General features: G+C 63.7%; 25 protein-coding genes. 18 read left to right on the top strand and 7 right to left on the bottom strand.

Translation table 11 applies throughout. The features are described 5' to 3' along the window. The first annotated feature begins 99 nt into the window (after nucleotides 1–99). The 8 genes from JI749_RS07080 to JI749_RS07045 all read left to right on the top strand — a co-directional run bounded on the left by JI749_RS07080 (nucleotide 100) and on the right by JI749_RS07045 (nucleotide 9,888). A complete protein-coding gene (locus JI749_RS07080; RefSeq protein ID WP_407644901.1) occupies nucleotides 100–1,668 on the top strand; it encodes an FGGY-family carbohydrate kinase in 1,569 nt (522 codons plus the stop codon). A gap of 97 nt (nucleotides 1,669–1,765) precedes the next feature. Beyond that, entirely contained in the window at nucleotides 1,766–5,104 is a 3,339-nt protein-coding gene (locus tag JI749_RS07075; protein WP_201661447.1) for a transglutaminase family protein, read from the top strand. Nucleotides 5,105–5,107: 3 nt separating this feature from the next. Beyond that, entirely contained in the window at nucleotides 5,108–7,516 is a 2,409-nt protein-coding gene (locus tag JI749_RS07070; RefSeq protein ID WP_201661445.1) for a circularly permuted type 2 ATP-grasp protein, read from the top strand. A gap of 5 nt (nucleotides 7,517–7,521) precedes the next feature. Beyond that, nucleotides 7,522–8,400: a transglutaminase family protein gene (locus JI749_RS07065; protein ID WP_201661443.1), complete on the top strand. Its 879-nt coding sequence runs from the start codon at nucleotides 7,522–7,524 to the stop codon at nucleotides 8,398–8,400. Nucleotides 8,401–8,500: 100 nt separating this feature from the next. After that, nucleotides 8,501–8,665 (top strand): hypothetical protein, encoded by a 165-nt coding sequence (locus JI749_RS07060; RefSeq protein ID WP_201661441.1) that lies wholly within the window; start codon nucleotides 8,501–8,503, stop codon nucleotides 8,663–8,665. Between the two features lie 45 nt (nucleotides 8,666–8,710). Further along, nucleotides 8,711–8,869, top strand: a complete 159-nt coding sequence (locus JI749_RS07055; protein ID WP_201661439.1) for a DUF3309 family protein — start codon at nucleotides 8,711–8,713, stop codon at nucleotides 8,867–8,869. Nucleotides 8,870–9,070: 201 nt separating this feature from the next. Next, complete coding sequence (locus JI749_RS07050; RefSeq protein ID WP_201661437.1) at nucleotides 9,071–9,448, top strand: DUF883 family protein; 378 nt, start codon at nucleotides 9,071–9,073, stop codon at nucleotides 9,446–9,448. 2 nt (nucleotides 9,449–9,450) lie between these two features. Then, the gene (locus JI749_RS07045) at nucleotides 9,451–9,888 is read left to right on the top strand and encodes a hypothetical protein (RefSeq protein WP_201661435.1); all 438 of its coding nucleotides are present in this window, start codon (nucleotides 9,451–9,453) and stop codon (nucleotides 9,886–9,888) included. A 3-nt stretch (nucleotides 9,889–9,891) separates the two neighbouring features. Here JI749_RS07045 and JI749_RS07040 read toward each other — a convergent pair whose 3' ends face one another. The 4 genes from JI749_RS07040 to JI749_RS07025 form a co-directional block, all read right to left on the bottom strand. Further along, nucleotides 9,892–11,415 carry a sensor histidine kinase gene (locus tag JI749_RS07040; RefSeq protein WP_201661432.1) on the bottom strand — a complete coding sequence of 508 codons (1,524 nt, stop codon included), beginning with the start codon at nucleotides 11,413–11,415 and terminating at the stop codon, nucleotides 9,892–9,894. A 94-nt stretch (nucleotides 11,416–11,509) separates the two neighbouring features. Further along, nucleotides 11,510–12,427, bottom strand: a complete 918-nt coding sequence (locus tag JI749_RS07035; RefSeq protein ID WP_201661417.1) for a diacylglycerol/lipid kinase family protein — start codon at nucleotides 12,425–12,427, stop codon at nucleotides 11,510–11,512. 1 nt (nucleotide 12,428) lies between these two features. Continuing rightward, nucleotides 12,429–13,814 carry a sensor histidine kinase gene (locus tag JI749_RS07030; RefSeq protein WP_201661414.1) on the bottom strand — a complete coding sequence of 462 codons (1,386 nt, stop codon included), beginning with the start codon at nucleotides 13,812–13,814 and terminating at the stop codon, nucleotides 12,429–12,431. 124 nt (nucleotides 13,815–13,938) lie between these two features. Further along, nucleotides 13,939–14,631: a Crp/Fnr family transcriptional regulator gene (locus JI749_RS07025; RefSeq protein WP_201661411.1), complete on the bottom strand. Its 693-nt coding sequence runs from the start codon at nucleotides 14,629–14,631 to the stop codon at nucleotides 13,939–13,941. 198 nt (nucleotides 14,632–14,829) lie between these two features. Between JI749_RS07025 and JI749_RS07020 the strand changes: the two genes are divergently transcribed. Continuing rightward, the gene (locus JI749_RS07020; protein WP_201661408.1) at nucleotides 14,830–15,198 is read left to right on the top strand and encodes a response regulator; all 369 of its coding nucleotides are present in this window, start codon (nucleotides 14,830–14,832) and stop codon (nucleotides 15,196–15,198) included. On the opposite strand, the gene JI749_RS07015 is transcribed toward JI749_RS07020, so the two are convergent. Continuing rightward, nucleotides 15,195–15,776: an RNA polymerase sigma factor gene (locus JI749_RS07015; RefSeq protein WP_201661405.1), complete on the bottom strand. Its 582-nt coding sequence runs from the start codon at nucleotides 15,774–15,776 to the stop codon at nucleotides 15,195–15,197. The genes JI749_RS07020 and JI749_RS07015 overlap by 4 nt on opposite strands. Then, nucleotides 15,754–15,972: a NepR family anti-sigma factor gene (locus JI749_RS07010; protein WP_201661401.1), complete on the bottom strand. Its 219-nt coding sequence runs from the start codon at nucleotides 15,970–15,972 to the stop codon at nucleotides 15,754–15,756. The genes JI749_RS07015 and JI749_RS07010 overlap by 23 nt, the downstream gene beginning before the upstream one ends. Nucleotides 15,973–16,129: 157 nt before the next feature. Here JI749_RS07010 and JI749_RS07005 point away from each other — a divergent pair, with 157 nt between their 5' ends. From JI749_RS07005 to JI749_RS06995, 3 genes are all read left to right on the top strand, one after another. Next, a complete protein-coding gene (locus JI749_RS07005; RefSeq protein ID WP_201661398.1) occupies nucleotides 16,130–16,924 on the top strand; it encodes a response regulator in 795 nt (264 codons plus the stop codon). Nucleotides 16,925–17,041: 117 nt separating this feature from the next. Then, nucleotides 17,042–17,206, top strand: a complete 165-nt coding sequence (locus JI749_RS07000; protein ID WP_082555065.1) for a DUF1328 domain-containing protein — start codon at nucleotides 17,042–17,044, stop codon at nucleotides 17,204–17,206. Between the two features lie 132 nt (nucleotides 17,207–17,338). After that, entirely contained in the window at nucleotides 17,339–18,268 is a 930-nt protein-coding gene (locus JI749_RS06995) for a sensor histidine kinase (RefSeq protein ID WP_201661378.1), read from the top strand. Here JI749_RS06995 and JI749_RS06990 read toward each other — a convergent pair. Next, nucleotides 18,253–19,053, bottom strand: a complete 801-nt coding sequence (locus JI749_RS06990; RefSeq protein WP_201661375.1) for a YdcF family protein — start codon at nucleotides 19,051–19,053, stop codon at nucleotides 18,253–18,255. The genes JI749_RS06995 and JI749_RS06990 overlap by 16 nt on opposite strands. A gap of 206 nt (nucleotides 19,054–19,259) precedes the next feature. Here JI749_RS06990 and JI749_RS06985 point away from each other — a divergent pair, with 206 nt between their 5' ends. From JI749_RS06985 to JI749_RS06960, 6 genes are all read left to right on the top strand, one after another. Then, nucleotides 19,260–20,057 (top strand): ABC transporter ATP-binding protein, encoded by a 798-nt coding sequence (locus JI749_RS06985; protein ID WP_201661372.1) that lies wholly within the window; start codon nucleotides 19,260–19,262, stop codon nucleotides 20,055–20,057. A 65-nt stretch (nucleotides 20,058–20,122) separates the two neighbouring features. Beyond that, the gene (locus JI749_RS06980; RefSeq protein ID WP_201661369.1) at nucleotides 20,123–20,875 is read left to right on the top strand and encodes a transporter substrate-binding domain-containing protein; all 753 of its coding nucleotides are present in this window, start codon (nucleotides 20,123–20,125) and stop codon (nucleotides 20,873–20,875) included. Between the two features lie 151 nt (nucleotides 20,876–21,026). After that, nucleotides 21,027–21,839: an ABC transporter permease gene (locus tag JI749_RS06975; protein WP_201661366.1), complete on the top strand. Its 813-nt coding sequence runs from the start codon at nucleotides 21,027–21,029 to the stop codon at nucleotides 21,837–21,839. After that, on the top strand, nucleotides 21,839–22,573 hold the full coding sequence (locus JI749_RS06970) for an ABC transporter permease (protein WP_201661363.1): 735 nt from the start codon (nucleotides 21,839–21,841) through the stop codon (nucleotides 22,571–22,573). The genes JI749_RS06975 and JI749_RS06970 overlap by 1 nt, the downstream gene beginning before the upstream one ends. 8 nt (nucleotides 22,574–22,581) lie before the next feature. After that, entirely contained in the window at nucleotides 22,582–22,869 is a 288-nt protein-coding gene (locus tag JI749_RS06965) for an MTH1187 family thiamine-binding protein (protein WP_201661360.1), read from the top strand. 9 nt (nucleotides 22,870–22,878) lie between these two features. Continuing rightward, the gene (locus JI749_RS06960; protein ID WP_201661357.1) at nucleotides 22,879–24,021 is read left to right on the top strand and encodes a succinylglutamate desuccinylase/aspartoacylase family protein; all 1,143 of its coding nucleotides are present in this window, start codon (nucleotides 22,879–22,881) and stop codon (nucleotides 24,019–24,021) included. Nucleotides 24,022–24,028: the final 7 nt, after the last annotated feature.

Here is a 24,028-nt window from a genome sequence, read left to right as displayed (position 1 = left end):
GTGCCACGCCGGTCGCCCCCCTAGCCTCCCCCCGATCCTTCCGCTACTTTCGCGCCCTAACCGAGAAGAAGGCGCCGATCCTTGACGCAAAGCCTCCTGGTGGCAGTTGACGTTGGCACGGGGAGTGCCCGGGCCGGCGTGCTGACCGCGCAGGGCGCGCTGGCCGGCCGCGCCGAACATCCCATCGCCATGAACCGCACCGACGCCAATCATGCCGAGCATGACAGCGAGCAGATCTGGTATGCCGTCTGCGCTGCCGTGCGCGAAGCGATGACCAAGGCCGGTGCCGACCCAAGCCATGTGGTCGGCCTCAGTTTCGACGCTACCTGCTCCCTTGTCGTTCGCGACGGCAACGGCAGGCCGGTCACGGTCTCGACCAATGGCGCGGACAATTGGGATACCGTAGTCTGGCTGGACCACCGCGCGCTCGATGAAGCTGAAGAATGCACCGCCACCGGGCACCTCGTGCTCGACTATGCCGGCGGTGTCATGTCACCGGAAATGGAAGTGCCCAAGCTCATGTGGCTCAAGCGCCATATGCCGGCGAGCTGGCAGCGCGCCGGCATGATGTTCGACCTGGCCGATTTCCTGTCCTGGAAAGCCACGGGCTCGCTCGCTCGCAGCCAGTCGACCCTCACCTGCAAATGGACTTATCTCGCCCACACCGAAGCGGGCTGGCAGCCTGATTTCCTGGCCAGTGTGGGTCTGGACGACCTGCTCGACAAGGCATCCCTTCCCGAACAGGCCAGCCCGGTGGGCACCGATCTCGGCCCCCTTACCCCGGCCGCAGCCGCCGATCTGGGCCTCACCACCGCCTGCCGCGTCGGCGCCGGTCTTATCGATGCCCATGCCGGCGCACTGGGGGTGCTCGGCGCATTCACGCACGATGTCGATACCATCGACCGGCACCTGGCGCTGATCGCCGGCACCTCGAGCTGCGTCATGGCGCTGTCGGCCGAGGCCCGCCCGACATCAGGCGTCTGGGGACCCTACTTCGGCGCCGTCCTGCCCGGCGTCTGGCTCAACGAAGGCGGCCAGTCCGCCACTGGTGCCCTGCTCGACCACATCATCCGCTGGCACGGCGCGGGCGGCGAGCCGACGCCCGAACGCCACCACGCCATCGCCGCCCGCATCATGGAACTGCGCGCTCAGGAGGGGCTGGCCCTGGCCGAGCGCCTGCACGTCCTGCCCGACTTCCACGGCAACCGCTCGCCCCTTGGCGACCCCTTCGCCCTCGGCGTCATCTCCGGCCTCACACTCGACAGTGATTTCGACTCGCTCTGCCGCCTTTATTGGCGCACCGCCGTTTCCATCGCCCTGGGCGTCCGCCACATCCTCGAAACCCTCAACACCCGCGGCTACGCCATCGACACGCTCCACGTGACCGGTGGCCACACCAAGAACGCCGTGCTGATGGAGCTTTATGCCGATGCCACGGGCTGCACCGTGGTGGAGTCCTCGGCCCGCGACGCAACGCTGCTGGGCATGGCCATGGTCGCGGCCACCGCCGCCGGCCTCTATCCTGGCCTCGATGCGGCCTGCATCGCCATGCAGCAAGGCGGCCGCGAGCGCGCCCCCGATCCGGCCGCCCGCCCGCAGTTCGACAGGGACTACCGCATCTTCCTCGAAATGCTCCGCCAGCGGCAGGCCATCGACGCGATGGCATAGGTGCCAGGGCACCATCCGCCTAGCCCCACCAGGCAATCCCCGCTAAGCTCCTTGCCGGGAAGTCAAATTCGTGGCCTGAAGCGAGCGACCTGAACGCATGTCGATCAAAGCCGCCGTCTATCACCTGACGCACTATAAGTATGACCGCCCGGTCATCCTCCAGCCGCAGATCATCCGTTTGCAGCCGGCACCGCACTCCAAGACCAAGGTGCTGAGCTATTCGCTCAAGGTCTCTCCGGAGCTGCACTTCGTCAATGTGCAGCAGGATCCCTACGGCAACTTCCTCACCCGTTTCGTCTTCCCCGAGCCGGTGACCGAGCTCAAGATCGAAGTCGACCTCGTCGCCGACATGACGGTCTACAACCCGTTCGACTTCTTCGTCGAAGAGAGCGCCGAGATCTGGCCGTTCCAGTATCCAGAGGATATCCGCGACGATCTATCGATCTACATGCAGCCCGAACCGGCCGGTCCCCTGCTGCAGCAGTTCCTGGCGGGCATCGATAAGTCGCCGCAGAACACGGTGAACTTCGTCACCGGCCTCAACGCCTCCATCCAAAAGCACATCGCCTATATCGTGCGCATGGAAACCGGCGTCTGGACGCCCGAGGAAACGCTGGGCAACGCCAGGGGCAGCTGCCGCGATTCCAGTTGGTTGCTGGTGCAGGCACTGCGCAACCTCGGTTTTGCCGCCCGCTTCGTTTCCGGCTACCTCATCCAGCTCAAGCCCGATCTGGTTTCGCTCGACGGCCCCGCCGGCACCGACCACGATTTCACAGACCTCCATGCCTGGTGCGAAGTCTATCTCCCCGGCGCCGGCTGGGTAGGGCTCGACCCCACATCGGGTCTGCTGACCGGCGAGAGCCACGTTCCCCTGGCCGCGACGCCACATTACCGCAACGCCGCGCCGATTTCGGGCTTCGCTTCCTATGCCGAGGTCGATTTCGCCTTCGACATGCGCGTCACCCGCGTCGCCGAGCACCCGCGCATCACCAAGCCCTTCTCGGACGAGAGCTGGAACGAGCTCGATGCCCTTGGCAAGCAGGTCGACAAGATATTGGCGGACAACGACGTCCGCCTGACCATGGGCGGCGAGCCGACCTTCGTTTCCATCGATGATTTTGAATCCGACGAGTGGAATACCGGCGCCGTGGGCCCGACCAAGCGCAGGCTGGCCGACGACCTGATCCGCCGGTTGCGCGACCGTTTTGCGCCCAATGGCATGCTGCATTATGGCCAGGGCAAGTGGTATCCGGGGGAAACCCTGCCACGCTGGACCTTCTCGCTCTATTGGCGTCTCGACGGCAAGCCGGTCTGGACCGACGAAAGCCTCATCGCCCGCGAGGGCATCAAAACATCAGCAACGCACGAGCATGCTGCAAGATTTCTGGCAGCTTTTGCGCACAATCTCGGTCTCACCGGCGAGACCATTGCCGAGGCCTATGAAGACCCCGGCGAGTGGCTGCTCAAGGAAGCCAGGCTGCCCGATAACGTCGATCCGGCCAATTCCGAACTCGCCGATCCCGAGGCCCGCTCGCGCATCGCCAGGGTATTCGAGCGCGGCCTCAACAATCCCACCGGCTATGTGCTGCCGGTGCAGCGCTGGAACGCCGTGGCCTCGAGCCCATGGCTCACCGAAAAGTGGAAGACACGCCGCGGCAAGCTCTTCCTCGCCCCCGGCGACAGCCCGGCCGGCTACCGCCTGCCCCTGGCCTCCCTCAAGCATCTGAGCCCCACCAGCTATCCCCATGTCGTGCCGCAGGACCCCGGCGCGCCGCGCGGCGACCTCCCCGATCCGGCCGAAATCCTGGCGCGCCCCAAGGCCGATCCGCGCGCTCAGCTCGCAGCCGATTTCACTGCCGCCACCGAACAGCAGGAGCGGGTCGAGCAGCAGATCAGCGAGATCGAGGGCCAGGTGCGGACCGCAGTCACCGCCGAAATCCGCGATCACAGGCTTTGCGTCTTCCTGCCGCCGGTTGAAAAGCTCGAGGACTATCTGGAACTCGTCGCCGCCACCGAGGCCGCGGCCCGGGAGATCGGCCAGCCGGTGCATCTGGAAGGCTATGCGCCGCCGCACGATCCGCGCCTCAACGTCATCCGCGTCGCGCCCGATCCTGGTGTCATCGAGGTCAATATTCATCCGGCGTCGAGCTGGGATGATTGCGTCGCCACCACCTCGGCCATCTACGAAGAGGCCCGCCAGTCGCGCCTGGGCGCCGACAAGTTCATGATCGATGGCCGCCATACTGGCACCGGCGGCGGCAATCATGTGGTCGTCGGCGGCGCCACCCCGCATGACAGCCCATTCCTGCGCCGGCCTGACCTGCTCAAGTCGCTGGTGCTGCATTGGCAGCGGCACCCGGCGATGAGCTACCTGTTCTCGGGGCTGTTCATCGGCCCGACCAGCCAGGCGCCGCGCTTCGACGAGGCCCGCCACGACAGCCTATACGAACTCGAAATCGCCATGGCACAGGTGCCCCACCCTGCATCGGGTGAGCCGGCGCCGCCGCCTTGGCTGGTCGATCGACTGTTCCGCAACCTCCTTGTCGACGTCACGGGCAACACGCATCGCTCGGAAATCTGCATCGACAAACTCTATTCCCCCGACGGCCCCACCGGCCGCCTGGGTCTGGTTGAATTCCGCGGCTTCGAGATGCCGCCCAATGCCCGCATGTCGCTGGCTCAGCAGGTGCTGATCCGCGCGCTGATCGCCCGCTACTGGACCGACCCGGCCGATGGCAGCTTTGCCCGTTGGGGCACCACGCTGCATGATCGGCTCATGCTCCCCCACTACGTGTGGCAGGACTTCCTCGACGTCCTCGCCGATCTCGATCGGCACGGTTTCAGGCTTGACCCGGCCTGGTTCGCCGCCCAGCTCGAATTCCGCTTCCCCTTCTGCGGCGAGGTCGAATATGAAGGCGTTCATCTCGAACTGCGGCAAGCCCTCGAACCCTGGCATGTCATGGGCGAACAGGGCGCCATCGGCGGCACGGTGCGCTTCGTCGACAGCTCGGTCGAACGCCTGCAGGTCAAGCTCGAAGGGCTCAACCCCGAGCGCTATGCCGTTACCTGCAACCAGCGCCCGGTGCCATTGCGGCCGACCGATACCAAGGGCACTTCCGTCGCCGGCGTTCGCTACAAGGCCTGGCAGCCCGCCTCGGGTCTCCACCCCGTGCTGCCGGTCAACACCCCCCTGGTCTTCGACATCTATGACACTTGGACCCAGCGCCCGGTAGGTGGCTGCGTCTACCATGTCGCCCATCCGGGTGGCCGCAGCTACGACACCTTCCCCGTCAACGGCAACGAGGCCGAAGCCCGCCGCCTCGCGCGCTTCATCCCGCAAAACTACACGGCTGGCGGCTACGAACTGCGCTCGGAAAAGCCTGCGGACGAATTCCCGCTGACGCTTGACCTGCGCCGGCCCCCGCGCTTCTGGTAGCCGATGACACGGAATCAAAAGACGCGGGACACGCCTCCGGCCGGACCGAGCATCGTCGCCGACTATCGCCTGCAACCAGGCGTGCCCGACGAGATGATCGATGCCCACGGCAATGTCCGGCCCGGTTGGGCCCAGCTGATGTCGGCCTTCGACAAGCTCGGGCCGACCGAGCTGGCCGCCCGTTTCGAGCGCGCGGACCAGTATCTTCGCGACGCCGGCGTCTTCTATCGCAAGTATGATGGCGCCGAGGGCAAGGAGCGTGATTGGCCGCTGGCCCATGTCCCCCTGCTGATCGACGAGGCCGACTGGTCACGCATCAGCGCCGGCCTGATCCAGCGCGCCGAATTGCTCGAAACCGTCATCGCCGACGTCTATGGCGATAATACCCTGGTGCAGCAGGGCCTGCTGCCGCCGGAACTGGTGGCCCGCAATGGCGAGTTCCTGCGCCCGCTGGTCGGGGTCAAGCCGGCAAGCAATCACCACCTGCATTTCTGCGCATTCGAACTGGGCCGCGGGCCTGATGGCGCATGGTGGGTGCTGGGTGACCGCGCGCAGGCACCATCAGGTGCCGGCTTTGCCCTGGAAAACCGCGTCGCCACCACCCGCGCCCTCTCCGACATCTATGCGGACATGAATGTGCACCGGCTGGCCGGTTTCTTCCGCGGCTTTCGCGATACGCTGTTCGCGGGCGCCGAGCGCGACGGCGGCCCGGTGGGTATCCTGACGCCGGGCCAGCTCAACGAAACCTATTTCGAACACGCCTATATCGCCCGCTACCTGGGCCTGATGCTGCTCGAAGGCGATGACCTGATCGTCGAGGACGGCAAGGTCATGGTGCGCACCGTGGCCGGCCTCAAGCCGGTCAGCGCGCTGTGGCGCCGTGTCGACGCCAGCTTCGTCGATCCGCTCGAGCTGCGCTACGACAGCCGTATCGGCACGCCGGGCATGGTGGAGGCCCTGCGCAACGGCTCTATCTCCATGATCAACGCGCTTGGCACCGGTTTCCTCGAAACCCGTGCCCTTGCCGCCTTCGTCCCGCGCCTGGCGCAGAAGCTGCTGGGTGAGGACCTCCTGCTGCCCGAGATTGCCACCTGGTGGTGCGGCCAGCCGCGCGAACAGCAGCACGTCCTCGACAATTTTGATGACATGCTGATCGGTCCCGCCTTTGCGACCACCCTGCCCTTCGATGACCTGCGCGGCACCGCACTGGGCTCGACAATACCGCCGGAACAGAAGGCGATGTTGATCGAGCGCATCCGCGCCGGTGGCGCCGACTATGTGGGCCAGGAGCCGGTGCAGCTCTCGACCGCGCCGGTTTATGTCGATGGCAAGCTGCAGCCGCGGCCCATCACGCTGCGCGTCTATGCGGCGCGCACGGCGCAGGGCTGGACCATCATGCCCGGCGGCTTCGCCCGCGTCGGCTCGACCAACGATGCCTCGGCCATCTCGATGCAGCGCGGCGGCCAGGCGGCCGACGTCTGGGTATTGTCATCCAAGCCGGTTGAGCGGGTTTCGCTGCTGCCGCAGGATGGACAGAAGCTGGTCCGCAATGCCCCCGGCAGCCTGCCGAGCCGCGCCGCCGACAATCTGATCTGGCTGGGTCGCTATGCCGAGCGCTGCGAGGCCCAGGTCCGCATCCTGCGCGCATACAACGCCCGCCTCGCCGAGTTGAGCAAGGCCGACCTGCCCATCCTCACGCATTGCGCCGATTTCCTCGAAACGATCGATGTCGATGCCAGCGAAGCCATGCCCCAGGGCCTGCTCGCCTCGATCGACAGCGCGGTGCACAGCGCCGGACAGATCCGGGATCGCTTCTCGCCCGACGGCTGGCTGGCGCTAAACGATCTGCAGAAGACAGCCCAGCGCTTTGCCACCCGCATCAAGCCGGGTGACGACGCCACGCGTGCCATGACCGTGCTGCTGCGCAAGCTGGCCGGTTTCTCGGGTCTCGTGCACGAAAACATGTACCGCTTCGCCGGCTGGCGCTTCCTCGAACTCGGCCGCCGGCTCGAACGCGCCATACAGACCGCGCGCATCGTCAGCCACCTGACCGACAAGGACGCACCTGACGGCTCACTGGAAATGCTGCTCGAAATCGGCGACAGCGTGATGTCACACCGCCGCCGCTATTCGGTGACCGCCGGCACGCAGAGCGCCACGGACCTCCTGGTCCTGGACCCGCTCAATCCGCGCTCGGTACAGTTCCAGGTCACCGAGCTCCGCACGCAGATCGAAATGCTGCCGGGCGGGATTGACGACGGCATCATGTCCCCTGTCGCGAAGGCCGCGCTGCAGATCGAAACCGACCTCCGCATCGCGGTTGCCGCCGACATGACTCCAAAGCGCCTGGACAAGCTGGCCGCCGATACCGGCATGCTGGCTGGCCTCGTAGCCGCGGCCTATTTCGTGTAGCCGTCATGCTCTACGATGTCCGCCTCGAACTGCACTACGACTACGACGCCATCGTCCACGGCGGTCGCCATCTTATCCGTGTGGCGCCGGCCACGGTCCCCGGCGTCCAGCGTGTCGTCGCCGCCGGGCTATCCTTTGAACCGCGGCCCCAGCGCGAAAGCAGCTTCACCGATTTCTTCGGCAATTCGGTCACGCGGCTCACCTATCTGGCACCGCATGACCACCTGTCCATCCGGTTGACCGCGCGCGTCCAGGTCGAAGATCTTCATCCGCCCGCGGACCTGTCGCCATCGCGCGCCGGCCTGCAGCAGGAGATCGCCCGGTACTGGTCGGTTCAGCCCGACAGCCCGCACCATTTCCTGGCCGCCTCGCCGCGCGTACAACTGGTGCCCGCCATTACCGAATATGCCGAGCAGGTTACGGCCGAAATGCCCTCGGTGATGACCGCGGCGCTCGCACTGTGCATGGCCATCCACCGCAACTTTGCCTACGACCCCAAGGCGACGGACGTTGAAACCAAGCCCGCCGAGGCCTTTGCCCTGCGCAAGGGGGTGTGCCAGGATTTCGCCCATGTGATGATTGCCGGCCTGCGCGGCCTGGGCATCCCAGCCGGCTACGTATCTGGTTTTCTCCGCACCAATCCCCCGCCTGGAAAGCCGCGACTGGAGGGCGCCGACGCCATGCATGCCTGGGTGCGCGCCTGGTGCGGTCAGCATGTTGGCTGGATGGAATTCGACCCCACCAATGCCATGATCGCCGGACCCGATCATATCTCGATCGGCCATGGCCGGGACTATGCCGACATCTCGCCTATCGTTGGCGTGCTCAAGACCCATGGCTCGCACGAGACCAGGCAGTCGGTGGACGTGGTTCGGGTCGAATAACCCCATTCAATTGTTTCAATTGCCGGCACGGAACCAAAGCCGACCCCGCTCCGTTCATGGGGCAGCGCAACACTGCGTGGCGATCAATGGGGAGGCAGGCGTGACTCACATGGAAATCAAGGCGCTCGAGAACGCCAGCCGCACCGCGACGGTATGGGCCGAAGGCTATGACGGGGAAACCCATTATGCCGACGTGTTCAAAGCTCTCGCACCGGCAATGTTTATCCTGATCACCGCCGCCGCCCTGATGCTGGCCATACTCTAGCCCGGCACCAAAGCGTCACAAGAATAATAACCAAGGAGACCGACCATGGGTCTGGGAACAATCCTCATCATTATCCTCATTCTGCTGCTGATCGGCGCGCTTCCCAACTGGGGCTACTCGCGCGGCTTCGGCTACTTCCCGTCCGGCATCCTGGGTGTTGTCCTGGTTGTCGTCCTCATCCTGGTTCTGATGGGACGCATCTAGCACTCCCAAAACGATAACAGGCGCAGCCGGTTTCCGGTTCTCACACAGTGAGAGGCGCCCGCGGGCTGAAAGCTGCCCCCCTTTCGCCCGCCCCTTAGCCACCCCGATGCACCCAGCGTGCCTCGGGGTGTCTTCTTTGTACCGCGCTGGAACCGCAGGGTTTTCCGCACGTTGAACCACAAACTACGACAGGAGCGTCAAATGGCGAACACCCCCGACATGGCCCCCGGCCGCACCACGCGATCGGCTCGAACCACCGGCAACCGTGCCGGGGCAGCCACGACCAGCGCGCGCGAAGCGCGGCTCGAGGATCAGGTTGCCCAGCTGCAGGATGACATCAAGGCCATTGCATCCACGCTTGCCCGCCTGAGCAATGAAAAGGTCAACGAAGTCCGCGATGTCGCCAAGAGCGAAGCGCGCCATCTCCAGCGCCAGGGCCAGCACGTCGTTGAGGACGTCCAGGAGCAGGCCAGCGCCCTTGAGCAGCAGATCAAGGACACCATCCGCGAAAAACCTTTGACCGCCGTCGCCAGCGCCCTGGGCATCGGCTTCATTCTCGCCCTGCTGTCCCGGCACTAACCATGCATCTGCTCGTTCCGCTTGCCGCCTTGCTCGGCATAGAGGTCGAATCCATCACCGCCCGGGTCCGCAACACCATCATCGTCAATGTGGTGATGTTCGGCCTTGCGCTGGTTGGTGTGGTGTTCCTGATCGTCGCGGGATTTCTGGCCCTTGCCGACCGCTATGGCGGTATCTATGCGGCGCTGATCCTGGCCGGTGCTTTTATCGTGCTGGCCCTTGCCGTGTATCTGGGCACGCGCATCGGGGAAAACCGAAATCGGCGCCAGGCAGCGGAAAAGCGCAAGTCCACCGAGACCAGCGCCTTCGTCACCACGGCGGCGCTGACCGCCCTGCCTGTTGTGCTGAAGTCGCCCATGGGTCGGGCCATCGCCCTGCCCGCAGCCGCGATCGGCGCGTATTTCCTGATGCGCAAGCAGAACGAGCCGAAGGGGGACTAGCCGTCAGGCGGCGTCCTCCGCCGGCAGCGGCATCCAGACCCGGGCAACTACGCCCGATGGTTCAAAACTCAGCGCCACCTCGCTGTCGAGTACCTTGGCGAGGCTACGCTCGATCAACTTGGCACCAAGGCCATATTCAGCAGGGGCCGATACTGTCGGCCCCCCGCTTTCCCGCCACGTCAGCGCTAGGCCGCGCGTTGGCTCAGGCTTGATCTGCCAATCTATGTTGACGGTACCCGTCGGGCCCGACCAGGCGCCGTGACGGTGCGCATTGGTCGTCAACTCGTGCAGGATCAGTCCGAGGCCCAGGGCATGATCGGCCGGCAGGGTAACATCATCACCGCGCACCTCTGCCCTGTCGGGATTGGTCTTGAACTTGGGACCCAGCTGGGAAGCAATGACTTCGTAGAGCTGCACACCGGACCAGTCTCGGTCGGCGAGCAGCACATGGGCATCCGAAATGGTTCGCAGGCGACCGGAAAACGCCTCGATGAAGTCCTTTGGATCGGGGTTCTGGCGAATGGTCTGCCGTGCCACCGACTGGATCATGGCCAGGGTGTTCTTCACCCGGTGATTGAGCTCGCGCAGCAGCAGCCGGGTATGGTCGGCGCTCTGCTTGCTGTCCGTGATGTCGATACTGACGCCCATCATAACCAGCGGTTTGCCATTGGCGTCGCGCTGGTACACCCGGCCGCGCATGGTCAGCCAGCGTCCCGTGGCCGCGATGCGCGCTTCGGCACTGTAATCCAGGCCATCCTCGAAACTGGCTTCGATACTGGCTTCGACCATTGCCCGGTCGAGGGGGTGCGTGGCGGCCAGAACATCGCCGACCAGCACCGGACCCTCGGCCAGGCCATACATGCGGTGGAACATTTCGTTGCACACCACGTCGCCGGTGCGCACATCCCAGACCCAGCTTCCCACCTTGCCCGCCTCGAGCGTGAGTGCGTGGCGCCACTCCTCCCGCACCAATGCCGCAGCCGTGCGCGCGCGCACACGAGCCTCGTCCTTGAGTGAGAACAGGGTCGAGGTCAGGCTCGCCAGGTTGACCAGCTGCTCGACTTGGCTGGGGGCAAACGCCGCACGTGGCTTGGTGTCGATGACGCAGAGGGCACCGACCTTCTGGCCGCCGACGATAATGGCGGCGCCCGCATAGAAACGGATACCAGGCCAGCCGGTGACCAGGGGATTGTCCTTGAAGCGCTCATCCTGCGTCGCGTCGAGGACGACCAGCGTATCGTCATCCTGTGGTAGCGCGATGGTGTAGGCACAGAACGAGCTTCCGGTCTCGGTCTCGCTCACGCCCTCGATGCCGAAACAGGCGCGGAACCACTGCCGCCCTTTATCGACAAGTGTCACCAAGGCGATTTCGGCATCCAACGCGAAAGCAGCAGTCCGGCTCAGCCGTTCGAAATCGGTGTCGGGATGGCTATCGAGCACATCCATCGCCGCCAGCGCTTGCAACCGCACTGGATCATCAACGACCCGCCGTACATCGCCGGGCAGGTCGGCCCCATCATTAATCAATTTCCGTCCTGACGCTAACGCAACGTGCCCTGCAATACCCAAGCCCTACGGCTAATGATCCCGAACGCGGAAGGCATGATTTGGTTGCAAAGAATTATGAACCGGCTGCGGGTTGTTCCGATTTCGGCAAGATTACCTTCAATGCACCAGGGTGTATCTTGAGTGTTACGGATCGGTCCAGCTTGATCAGCTCGCCGTCGATCACCGCATGGGCACCGCGCTTCCGCTTTGGGAAATGCAGGGTCACCTCGTCAACCTCTTGCTCGGTGACGGCAGGGCTGGCACGCCAGGTGCCCATGAACACGTCCGCTGCCAGCTTGAGCAAGGCTGACGTGGATAGCGGCGCCGCTATATAGACCCCGAGCACGCCGCCATCGAGGCGATTGGCGTGGATCTGGCCATCCCCGAGCGGATTGTTGGAGACCGCTATGCCCGAGACGCGCCGCGTCTCGCTGTGGGCGCCAGTATGGAACTCGGCATCGAATTGGGGTGGGTTCAGCGCCGCGGCACCGATAGCGCGCAAACTTGCCAGCATCTTGCCGTAGCGGCTTCCATAGCTGAGATTTTCGCGGATACGCACCAGCCGGGCATGCACGCCCACCCCGAACTGATGGACGAAGGGGCGGTCATTGGCCGTGCCGATGTCTATCGCACCCACCTCGCCCCCCGCGATGGCCTCCAGCGCCTGTTCGAGCACCAGCGGTACGCCAAGCGCCCGGGCAAAAAGGTTCATCGTCCCCACCGGCAAGACCGCGAGCGTCATGCCCGTCTCATAGGCAATGCCGGCGGCCGTCGAAATCGTGCCGTCGCCGCCACCGGCCAGGATGGCATCGACACCCTGACTTCCCGCCGCCTGGCGAAGTGTCGGCTCCACGTCGCTGCCCGGGACGACCCTGCATTCGAGTGCATGTCCGTGTCGGGCGAAGACCTCCTCGGCACTGGCGCAGAAGGCCGCCAGGTCCATTGTACGCAGCGTCCCGCCATCGCGATTGAGAACGGCAATGATGCGCAAGTCATGCTCCTGGTGAGAGGCCTTGGGGCGGCGAGGTGCCGGTTATGCCGGGTAAGGACACGCTGACGCTGAGCCCCCCACCAGGGCGCGCCTCATAAAACGGGTCACCGCCAAACTGTGCTGCCAATTGCTTGATGATGACCGAACCGAGCCCGCCGTCTGCGGGTAGCTGCCCGCCCGCGATGCCGACACCATCATCGATAACCCGCAGCATCGGTACACCCGACTGGTCCCGCTTCAGCGTAACGCTGATGGTGCCGCTTCGGCCTGCGGGAAAGGCGTGCTTGACCGCATTGGTCACGAGTTCCCCCACCAGGATACCCAGCGTCGTTGCATCGCGTGCGCCCACGACAATCGAGTCGAACTCGCCCTGCAGCTGGACATTTTTTGTGTCGCTGCCCGCCGTGGTGGCAATGTCTTCAAGCACGGCACCCAGGAATTCATCGGCACTGGCGGTCTCGAAATCCTCGCCCAATCGCAACCTGCGGTGCGCCGACGCGATTGCATGCACCCGCGATCGGGCTGACTCCAAGGCCGCACGCACTTCGTCCGACTTGCCGCGCAGCAATTGCAGCCCCAGCAGCGAGGAGACCGTTGCCAGGGAGTTCCCGATGCGGTGGTTGGCATCCTGCAACAGGGCTTCCACGCGCTGCCGTTCCCGCTCGGCATGCCCGCGCGCCTCTTCCAGGGCCTGCGTACGCTCCCGCACACGCGCCTCAAGGACCTCGTTTTCGGTGACGAGCCGCTCCTTGCTTTGTGCCAGGGCGCTGACCTCCCGTTGCGTCCGCGACAACAGCGTATAGGCGAGCAGCACCGCACCCGCCAAAGCCGCGATCAGTGCCCCGACAAGGAGCTTGCGCGATTGATCGATGTCGCGGTTTCGGTCGAGCAGCTTCTGGTTTTCTTCACCGATGAAGCGCTCCAGAGCGAGCTGGATGCTGTCCATGAGCCGTTCGCCCAAGCCCGTCTGGATCAGCGTTCGCGCCTCGAAGCCCCGGTCCTGCTGGACCAATGCCACGGCCCGCGCCATTTCCGCGGCCTTGGTCACGACCTCGCTCGCAATAGCCTTCACCCTTTCAGCCTGCCTCGGATCGCCATTGGTGAGGGCGCTGAGCGACAATAATCGGGCGTCGATTGAAGCGGCGGCGCCATGGTAAGGCTCGAGATAACTTGGGTCGCGCGTGAGCAGATAACCTCGCTGGCTGCTCTCGGCCTCACTGAGCGCACTGGTGAGTTCACGAGCCTGGTTGCGCACCTCATAGGTGCGGTTCACGTCGTCGATCTGCCGATCAATGCCCTGCACCATCACCAGTGCCGCCCCGGCGGCTAGCATCACGAGGGCCAGGGACAGCAAGACGATCAGTCGCTGGCCAAAATGACGGCGCACTCCCATCTCCTGATGACCGATCAGTGTGCTCGCAAGGCTCATTGTATCTGTCGTCCGCGGCGGCCGATTGACGACCGCCTCTCCTTCGCCCAGCCCAATGGCGGATTTGAGGCTGGGCAGCTGCTCATATCAATGGCCGCCGACGCTCTGGCAGGCCGTCCCATCCGGCAAGATCCATCAACCCGTCCACATCGAGAACCTCGCAGGACCGGTCGAGCCAGCGGATCAGTGATCTGTCGGCCAGCTTGCGGAGGGTCTTGTTGGTATGAACAATCGAAAGTCCGAGCGTATCGGCGACATGCATCTGGGTAATGGGCACATAGAGCGTGCTCGAGGCGGCCAGGCCCACCGACGCGGCCCGCTGGTAGAGGAAGGCGATCAGATAGGCCGCGCGCTCGAGCGCCGTGCGCCGGCCCAGGCTGAGCAGGTGATCGTCGAGCATGCGCTCTTCCTGCGCGGCCAGCCAGGTTATGTCAAAGCCTAGACCCGGATGGTTGCGGAACAGCTCGCTCAGTCGATCTCGCTGGAACACACAGAGCACCAGCGGCGACAGCGCTTCGACCGAATGCTGCAGTTCCCCGATGATCGAACCCTGCAGCCCGATGAGGTCGCCTGGAAGAAGGTAATTCAGGATTTGCCGCCGCCCGTCCTGCAGGGTCTTGTAGCGGAAGGCCCAGCCTGACAGCAGCGTGTAGAGGTGGGCACTGTGGTTTCCTTCAGACAGGAGGGTGGTGCCAACCTCGGCAACCAGTTCGCCCGCCTTGAACGACGACACAAACCTCAGCTCCTGCGGCTCGAACTCCCGAAAATTGGGCATAGCCCTGAGCGGGCACTGCTCGCAGGGAACCCTGCGGCCAGAACTGGGGAGTACGAGACTCAAGTGGCACCATTGACGCTGGATGGATGTCGACAGGCCAACGCCGGCAACGATACCCCGTTCCCGCACATGTCAAAGTTAAATGACAGAATCCACGTCCGCGGCCACTGAAAGGGCCCAAGGCAAGCGGAACCCGACATGCTCAATGGCCGGACGGCCCTCGTCGTCGAGGAAGAATTCCTGATCGCACTCGACATCCAGCGCATGCTTGAAACTCTCGATGTCGGGCAGACCCTGTTCGCACGCACCGCCTCCGAGGCCGAACAGCTGCGCGCCCATTGGCCGGACCTCGGCCTGGCGGTCGTCGAAGTGCGCGACCACCACACGCCCGCCCACGATCTGGTTGAGCAGCTGCGGAATACAGGCGTCCCGCTGGTGTTGACCACGAGCGACGTTACGCTTGGCAGGACTTCGCGGGCCTTTCCAGATCTGCCGGTCATCCTCAAACCACTGCCCGAGGATGAGATGACGAGCGCCATCCGGGAGGCGCTCGCCCCTCGAGTTTAGAACGAGTGGTTGCTGGTGGTGACCTGCGCCGACACCGCATCCGGACCATAATCGGCTTCACCTGATATCTTGAGGATATCCTGCAGCCGTGTGCGAGCCCGGCTCACCCGGCTCTTCATCGTGCCGACGGCGCAATCGCAGATCTCTGCCGCTTCCTCGTATGAAAAGCCGGACGCGCCGATCAGGATCACGGCTTCGCGCTGATCATCGGGCAACTGCGCCAGCGCCTTGCGGAAGTCCTGCATGTCCATCGACCCATACTGGGCAGGGTGGACCGAGAGACGTTCGGTGAATGCGCCATCGCTGTCCTGCACCTCGCGGCCCCGCTTGCGCATCTGGCTGTAGAACTCATTGCGCAGGATCGTAAACAGCCAGGCCTTGATATTGGTACCCATCTCGAAGCTGGACTGCTTGGCCCAAGCCTTCATGACGGTGTCCTGTACCAAGTCGTCGGCCTTGTCGTGCTTGCCGGTCAGCGACACCGCAAAGGCTCGCAGGCTGGGCAGCGTCGCAAGCATCTCGCGCTTGAATGAAGTCGGTTCGGCCGCCACCGCGTTATTCTCCGTCACGAGCAGCATTCTTGGCTTTGTGTGCTTGCTCGGCGCTGTCGAGTCGCTCAAGCAGATCGAGGAGTTGATCCGGAACACCCTCCTCCTGCACCGCACCATAGAGCGCGCGCAGCCGTGCGCCGATGTCCGTATTTGGACCCAGCCCATCCTCTGCCCGCCCCGTCTGCGTTCGCATACGTTGCTGGGTCACCAGTTTTTCCTTCATCATGCGTGTCTTGACCGCCAGATATGTTGAATTGCCCGCGTTCGCTCAACAATGCACCATTTCAAAAAAAGTTCCCAACGCTTCGGAACTTTGTTCCTTGCATGACGTTTTGTGGTTTCGTGTCAGCACGAGCTTGAGCGTCACTGGGAGTTCACTAATGACTTTGTCCACGCGGATTGCTCCGCACCTGCCGTATCTACGGCGGTTTTCCCGCGCAGTAACCGGGTCTCAAACTTCAGGCGACGCCTACGTTGCCGCCACCCTCGAAGCGCTTATCGCCGATATTTCGCTGTTCCCCGAGGCATCGAACGACCGCATCGCGCTCTATAAGCTTTTCTCGGCACTCTTTTCATCTTCAGCCGTCAAGGTACCGCAACCGACTTCCACCTATGCGTGGGAAAAGCGCGCCGCGGCCAACCTGGCCAACCTGGCGCCGCGGCCACGGCAGGCTTTCCTGCTGGTCGCCGTCGAAGGCTTCACGCACGGACAAGCCGCCGAAATTCTTTCGGTTTCGGAGGAGGAGTTTGCCTCCCTTCTCGACGAGGCCTCGATCGAGATTTCCCGCCAGGTCGCGACCGAGATCATGATCATCGAGGACGAACCGCTGATCGCCATGGACATCGAGCAGCTCGTCGAAAGTCTTGGCCACAAGGTGGTGAGCGTCGCGCGCACCCATAAGGAAGCGGTCAATCTGTTCGCACAGACCCAGCCGCGCATGATCCTGGCCGATATCCAGCTTGCCGATGGCAGCTCGGGGATCGACGCGGTCAACGACATCCTCAATAGCCATTCCGTGCCAGTGATCTTCATTACGGCCTTCCCGGAGCGCCTGCTTACCGGCGAGCGGCCTGAGCCGACTTTCCTGGTCACCAAGCCATTCAACCCCGACATGGTGAAGGCCCTGATCAGCCAGGCGCTGTTCTTTGACGAAGGCTCGCGCGCAGCGGCCTGAGCGCTAGCGTTCACACGAAAAAGGCCGGGCGTTGTCCCGGCCTTTTTTATTGCGCATCAGGAACCGGCCCACACCAGAAAACGTTCTTAGAACAACATCTTCCAATAGGAGAGTGAGATGCTTTACTACGCACTTGTCTTCCTGGTTATCGCGCTTATTGCTGGTGTTCTTGGCTTCGGCGGTATTGCTGGGGCGTCGGCGGGTATAGCGCAAATCCTGTTCTTCCTTTTCCTGGCCTTTCTGGTCATCTCGCTGGTCATCGGTTTCTTCCGGCGCGCCTAACCCATAATCTAGCCCGGCCAGGTAGTTGATGCGGCCTCGCCCCATGGCGAGGCCGTTTTTGTCACCGATCGTTGAAGGGGCTTCTTTATGCCGTCACCCCCAGCCCTGGATCCACATATCAGGCTTAGTGCCTTGGCCGCGGGCCTACGCTCGCAAGGCATCTGCATTCTGCATCAGGATGCAGATCATCGTTTCGACCTCGCCGAAAACCTGCCACAGGATTGGCCCCAGCACGAAATCCTTGGTGGGCGTGAAGCCGACGTTCTACCCCCCGAAGCCGCCGGCGCCTTTGCGCTCGCATTCAATCATGTACGTCGCACGGGCGAAGAACAGACTATCGAATTTGAATTGGGCGAGAGCCTGCGCCGCCGCCATTTCCGGGCGAAGTTGGTGGCCGATCAGGCGGGCGTAACCACTGTTGTCGTCGATATCACCGATGAGCGTGCCCGAGAGCTGGCTGTGGCATCCCTGCTCCGGGAAGTGAGCCACCGTTCAAAGAACCTTTTGGCCATCGTCCAGTCGGTCGCCATGCAGACCGCTCACCACAGCGGCAGCATTGGGGATTTCCTTGATCGATTCCGCGGACGCCTCCATGCCCTGTCCGGTACGCAGGATCTGGTGACCGAAAGCAACTGGCGTGGTACCTACCTTCAATCGTTGATCGCTTCGCAACTCGCGCGCGTCGGCCAGGCCATCCTCGCTAACGTTAGGGTCACCGGCGAAAATCCGCGCCTGGGACCCAATGCGTCGCTCCATGTTGGCCTCGCTCTGCACGAACTGGCTGCCAACGCCGTGACGCATGGCGCAATGTCAAAGGACAAGCCTGGCAACATCCAGATCGATGCCCGCATCGTCGACACGCCAGACCGGGGGCCCATGCTGGCCATCGAGTGGCAGGAAACTGGGGTCAGGATCGATCTGCGCCCCCTTGAACCCCATTTCGGCACGATGGTGCTCGAACGGATTGTCCCTCTTTCCGTTGGTGGCACAGCGGACTTCCGGATCGAGCATGACAGCGTACACTACAGACTATCGGTACCCGCAGATCAGTTCGAACGCTGAGCCGGCAACAGGTCATCGATACGACCGGTCCAGTGATAGACGGCCAGCCCGATCCATTCCTTCATCGCAGTGCCGCTTGTGGTGAGGTTGAGGGCAGGGCTTACGATGTCGAACCCCAACCCTTCACTGCCGGCGCTCCGATAATCGGTGGGCCATGCGACCACCTCGATGCCCACCTTGCGAAACAGCCCCACTGATCGGGGCATGTGGAAGGCCGACGTCACCAGCACGACCACGCCGGGATTGTCACCGAGCATGACCTTGGTCAGTTCGGCATTCTCGTCGGTATTGCGCGACTCCGATTCCAGCACCAGCCGCTCGCGGGTGATTCCAAGGCTTTGGAAAAACCGCGCCGCCGTATCGGCTTCCGGCTCCCCGTCGTTGACCAGCAACCCCGAACCACCGCTGAGCACGATACGCGCCTGTGGGTAGAGCTGGGCCAGTCGCAGCGTTTCGGCCAACCGGTCACCGGCTTCGGTCAGTTCGGCGACCTGCCGCGCCGTGCTGATACGACCAGACGTGGCTCCACCCAGCATCACGATCGTGTCGACGACAGGCGGCATGGTTTGGGGTCGCGCAAAGCGATCCTCCAGGGGCTGGATGAGCAAGGCGCCCAGGGTGGTGAAAGCGCAGAGGACAAACAACATGAGGCCAAACACGCCGAGCCACAGCCCTAGCCTGCGCCTCCCGCGCAGCAACAATATCCAACTGGCCAGCAGCAGCAGGAAGATCAGGCTGACCGGCTGCGCAACGCCCCAGAAAACCTTCGAGATCACGAAAAACATGCAGATATCCCAATCATGGTTGCCTCAGGATAGGGGACAGGTCGCAGCGAAGCGAGGCTTCCGTCCCCAGGCAAGGTCGGCGGAACCATCATTTCCCTTGCCATCTGCCCCGCTTTTGCTTTTCTTGACGGCGGTAAGGATTGCCAGCCTCAAAAACGAGCAATCCGGTTCAGGAAGGCGCCCGTCACGGCGGGCAAAGGGTGAATATGGCGCAAGCTGCTGCCGCCACCGCGGAAAAGTGGCCTGTCGTGGCTATCCGCGACTTGCACAAATCGTTCGGCGAACTGGAAGTGCTCAAGGGCATTTCCTTCGCGGCTCGAGAAGGCGAGGTCGTATCTCTGATCGGCTCCTCCGGCTCGGGCAAGTCCACCCTGCTGCGCTGCATCAACATGCTTGAAGTGCCCGATAGCGGGACCGTCGCCATCGATGGCGAAGACATCAAGCTGCGCGGGACGGCGCCGCATCGCCAGATCGGTGATGAGAACCAGATCCGGCGCATCCGCTCCGAGCTGGGCATGGTGTTCCAGAGCTTCAATCTCTGGGCCCACCTGACCATTCTGGAAAACGTCATGGAGGCCCCGCTGGTCGTGCAGAAGCGCGATCGAGGCGAGGTGCAGGAAGAGGCCCTGGCGATGCTGGCCAAGGTGGGTATCCGGGAAAAGGCGGGCGCCTACCCGGCCCAGCTGTCAGGCGGGCAGCAGCAGCGCGCCGCCATTGCCCGCGCCCTCTGCATCAATCCGCGGGTCATGCTGTTCGACGAACCCACCTCGGCGCTCGATCCCGAGCTCGAAGTCGAAGTGCTGCGCGTCATCAAGATACTCGCCGACGAGGGACGGACCATGATCCTGGTGACCCACGACATGGATTTCGCCCGCTCCGTCAGCGATCGCGTTATCTTCCTCCATCAGGGTATGATCGAGGAAGAAGGCCCGCCCGAACAGGTGTTCGGGGCCACCAAATCGGCCCGCCTCAAGCAATTCCTCAACGCCGCCAGCCACCAATAGGCCACCGGCGTTGGCGGCAAGTCCCGGCCAACGCGCCACGATAGCAAAAACGAACGGAGAAACAGATGAAGAAGCTCTTCCTCGCCGCAGTCGCCACCCTGGCGCTGGGCGCTGCCACCCAGGCACAGGAAACCGTGCGCATCGCCACCGAAGGGGCCTATGCGCCCTGGAACTTCCTCAATGACGCCGGCGAGCCCGCTGGTTTCGAAATCGACCTGGGCAATGCCATCTGCGCCCAGGCCGGCCTCACCTGCGAATTCATCATCAACGACTGGGATTCAATCATCCCCAACCTGCTGGCCGGCAACTACGACGTGATCATGGCTGGCATGTCGATCACCGACGAGCGCCTCGAGACCATCGACTTCACCCAGAACTACTTCCCGCCCGATCCGTCCAAGTATGTCGCCGCTGCAGGTTCGGGCCTCGACGTGGCGGCCCTTGAAGGCAAGCGCGTTGGCGTCCAGGGCGGCACCATCCAGGCCGCCTATGCCGAGGAAAACCTTGGTGGCAAGAACACCGTGGTTTCATTCGGCACCGCCGATCAGGCCATGGCCGACCTGGCCGGCGGCAATCTCGACCTGATCCTCGCTGATGGCGCCTATCTTGAGCCCGTGGTCGCCGCCTCCAGCGGCTCGCTTGAATTCGTCGGCGACGACGTGATGATCGGCAATGGCGTCGGTGCCGGCCTGCGCAAGGACGAAGCCGTGCTCAAGACCAAGTTCGACGACGCTCTGACTGCCCTCAAGAAGGATGGCACCGTCGACAAGCTGATCGCTCAGTGGTTCGAGGGCCGCGGGCCATACTTCGCCGAGTAACCAACTTTCCGCCCTTGGTCCGTATCCTGCGGGAAAGACCAGGGCCTCATGATGGGAGTGGAGGTCTTGACACCCCCACCCCAGCCCTTCCCACCAGCGGGAGGGAGCCTTATCCAGGATAGCCGATGACCTTGCGCCGGACGACCAGCCCATGAGCGACGACCTCGCCTTCTGGCTGAGCTACATCACCAACGGCAAGCATCTCACCTGGTATGCCAGCTTCCAGTTCACGATTTTTGCAGCCGTCTTCGGCGGGCTGCTGGCCGTCGTTTTCGGACTGATCGGCGCCACGCTCAAGAATTCGCGGCTGTTGCCGCTCCGGCTGATTGGCACGATCTATTCCTCGATCGTGCGCGGTGTGCCCGATGTGCTGTTCTTCCTGTTCTTCCCCCTGGCCTTCGAGCAGGCGGTGGAATGGGTCATCGCCAGCCAGGTCTGCACGCCCGACATGCTGGCGGCCCAGACCGCTGCCTGGCCGCCCTGCAAGGAGGCCAACTGGTTCCTCGGCACGCCCGAATACCTGATCCTGGCCTCGGTTTCGCTTGGCCTGGTCTATGGCGCCTTTGCCACCAACGTCATCCACGGCGCGCTGCGCTCCGTGCCCAAGGGGCAGCTCGAAGCGGCCCGCGCCTATGGGATGTCGGCCAGCCAGGTGCTGTGGCGCGTCCACATCCGCCAGATGTGGGTCTATGCCCTGCCCGGCCTGTCCAATGTGTGGATGCTGATCATCAAGGCGACCTCGCTGCTATCCCTGCTGCAGATCGCCGATATCGTGCTTTGGGCAGACCGCCTGGGCGCGCCAAATTTCCTGCCCTCGGTCGGCCTTGTGCATGACGACTGGCGCTGGCGCTATTACCTGGTGCTCTTCGTGTTCTACATCCTGGTCACGATGATTTCCGAGCGGGCCTTCGACGCCGTCATGCGTCGTGCGGGTCGTGGCATCCTCAACGAGGCGCACCACTGATGGACCGCCTGCTCCAGGAAATTGCCGTGTTTGCACCAGCCGTGGTGTTCAACATCTACTTCGCCGCGGCTTCCATTCCGCTGGGCTTTGTGTTTGCCGTCTTTCTGGCCCTGGGCAAAGCCTCCTCCAATCCGCTCATCTCCCGCCTCAGCCGCGGCTATATCTACGCCTTTCGCGGCTCGCCGCTCTTCATCCAGTTCTTCATGCTCTATTCGCTGGCCTTGTCGTTCAACGTCGGCCTATGGAAACCGTGGGGCATTTCCTGGTTCGTGCTGCATCCGCTGTTCATCGGCCCGTTGGTGCTGACGCTCAACACGGGGGCCTACACCGCCGAAATCTTTTATGGGGCCTTGCGCGCCGTGCCCCGCGGCGAGGTCGAAGCCGCCCGCGCCTATGGCATGAGCCGGTCCCAGCAGTTCCGTCACGTCGTCTGGCCCAATCTCATTCGCCTTGCCTGGCCGGCCTACACCAACGAGGTCGTGTTCCTGTTCCACGCCACGGCCATCGTCTATTTCGCCCTGCCCGTCATCGGCAACCAGCGCGACCTGATGATCACGGCCAAGGATCTATTCGAGCGCGACTACAATGCGTTCCTGCATTTCTCGGTCGCCGCCCTGTGGTTCCTCGCAGTCTCGCTGGTGGTGTTCTTTCTTTTCGGCCTGGTCTATCGCCGGCTGATGCGCCATATGCCGGCCGCGCCGGGCCTGCGCTTTGCGCCCAAATGGCTGCGCTGAGGAACATCATGAAGATCATTGCCGATCTGTGCATCGTCCCAATGGGCGTCGGCCCATCCGTTTCCCGTTACATAAGGGAGGTGGCGGCTATCATCGACGCCTCGGGCCTGAGCCACCAATTGCACGCCAATGGCACCAATATCGAGGGCGAGATGTCCGCTGTCACCGCCTGTGTCGAAGCCTGCTGCGCGCGGCTGCACGACATGGGCGTGGAACGCATCTTCTGCACCATGTCGTTCTCCACCCGGAACGACAAAGCCCAGACCATGGCCGACAAGCTGGCCGCCCTCGCCTGAGGAATAAGCATGACCTTCCAGTTGCATCATACCAATCTCGCAGGCGATACGCCGGGAGTATCCACCAAGCTCTACTGGTACACCGCCGGCCCCGAGGACGCCGACACCCGCGTCCACCTGCAGGCGGCCCTCCATGCCGACGAACAGCCGGGGACCATGGCGCTGCACCACCTGCTGCCTCGGCTGCGCGATGCCGATGCCGCAGGCCAGCTCCGGGCACACTTCACCATCTTCCCCTCGGTGAACCCGCTCGGCCTTGCCAACTATTCGCTGCGGCATCATATCGGCCGCTACGACATCGAGACCGGCGTCAACTACAACCGCCGTTGGCCCGACCTTTACCCGCTGGTCGCCGACGCCATTGCCGGTAGGCTGACCGGCGATGGTCGAGCCAACATCGCCACCATCCGCGCCGCGGTCGCTGCGTGGATCGACAGCCAGGAACCGCGCACGGCGATCCAGCACCTGCGCCTGCTTGTTCTCAAGTCAGCCGCCGCGGCCGATATCGTCCTCGACCTTCACTGCGACGACGACAGCCTCAAGCACATTTTCACCTCGCCCGAACTGATGCCTGGCCTGCAGGACCTGGCCGACTGGATGGGGTTGGCGGCAACGCTCACCGCCGAGGACAGTGGCGGCGGTTCCTTCGACGAAGTGCTGCCCACGCTCTACCGAAAGGCGCGTATCGCCCACCCCGGTCATCCCATTCCGGCAGGCGCCGAAACGGCGACGCTCGAATATCGCGGTCGGGCCGATAGTTTCGACGCCATCGGCGAGGAGGACGCCAAGGGGCTCTTCGGTTTCTTCGCCGGTCGGGGACTGATAGCGACCGACCCCGGGCCGCGCCCCGCCCCAGCGCCTGCGCCGACGCCTTTCGAGGCCACCGAGGTCCTCCGCGTCGACGCCCCGGGGCTGCTGGCCTATCGCGTCGAGTTAGGCGAGCGCGTCAGCAAGGGCCAGCCCATTGCCGACCTGATCGCGATGGACGGCCCCGAGGCCTTCATGGCGCGCCGGCCGATCCTGGCGGGGACGAACGGCTTCGTGCTGTCCCGCGTCATGGGCAAATACGTCGTGCGCGGCGCTGGCATCGCCAAGATCGTGGGGACCGATATCCTGCCGGCGCGTGCAGGCGCCTATCTGCTGGAAGACTGAGAGCGCA

Origin of the sequence: Devosia oryziradicis, assembly GCF_016698645.1 — a bacterium.
Taxonomy (GTDB): domain Bacteria; phylum Pseudomonadota; class Alphaproteobacteria; order Rhizobiales; family Devosiaceae; genus Devosia; species Devosia oryziradicis.
The sequence above is the reverse complement of the archived record's forward strand: the minus strand, read 5'-3'. Positions and strand labels throughout refer to the sequence as shown.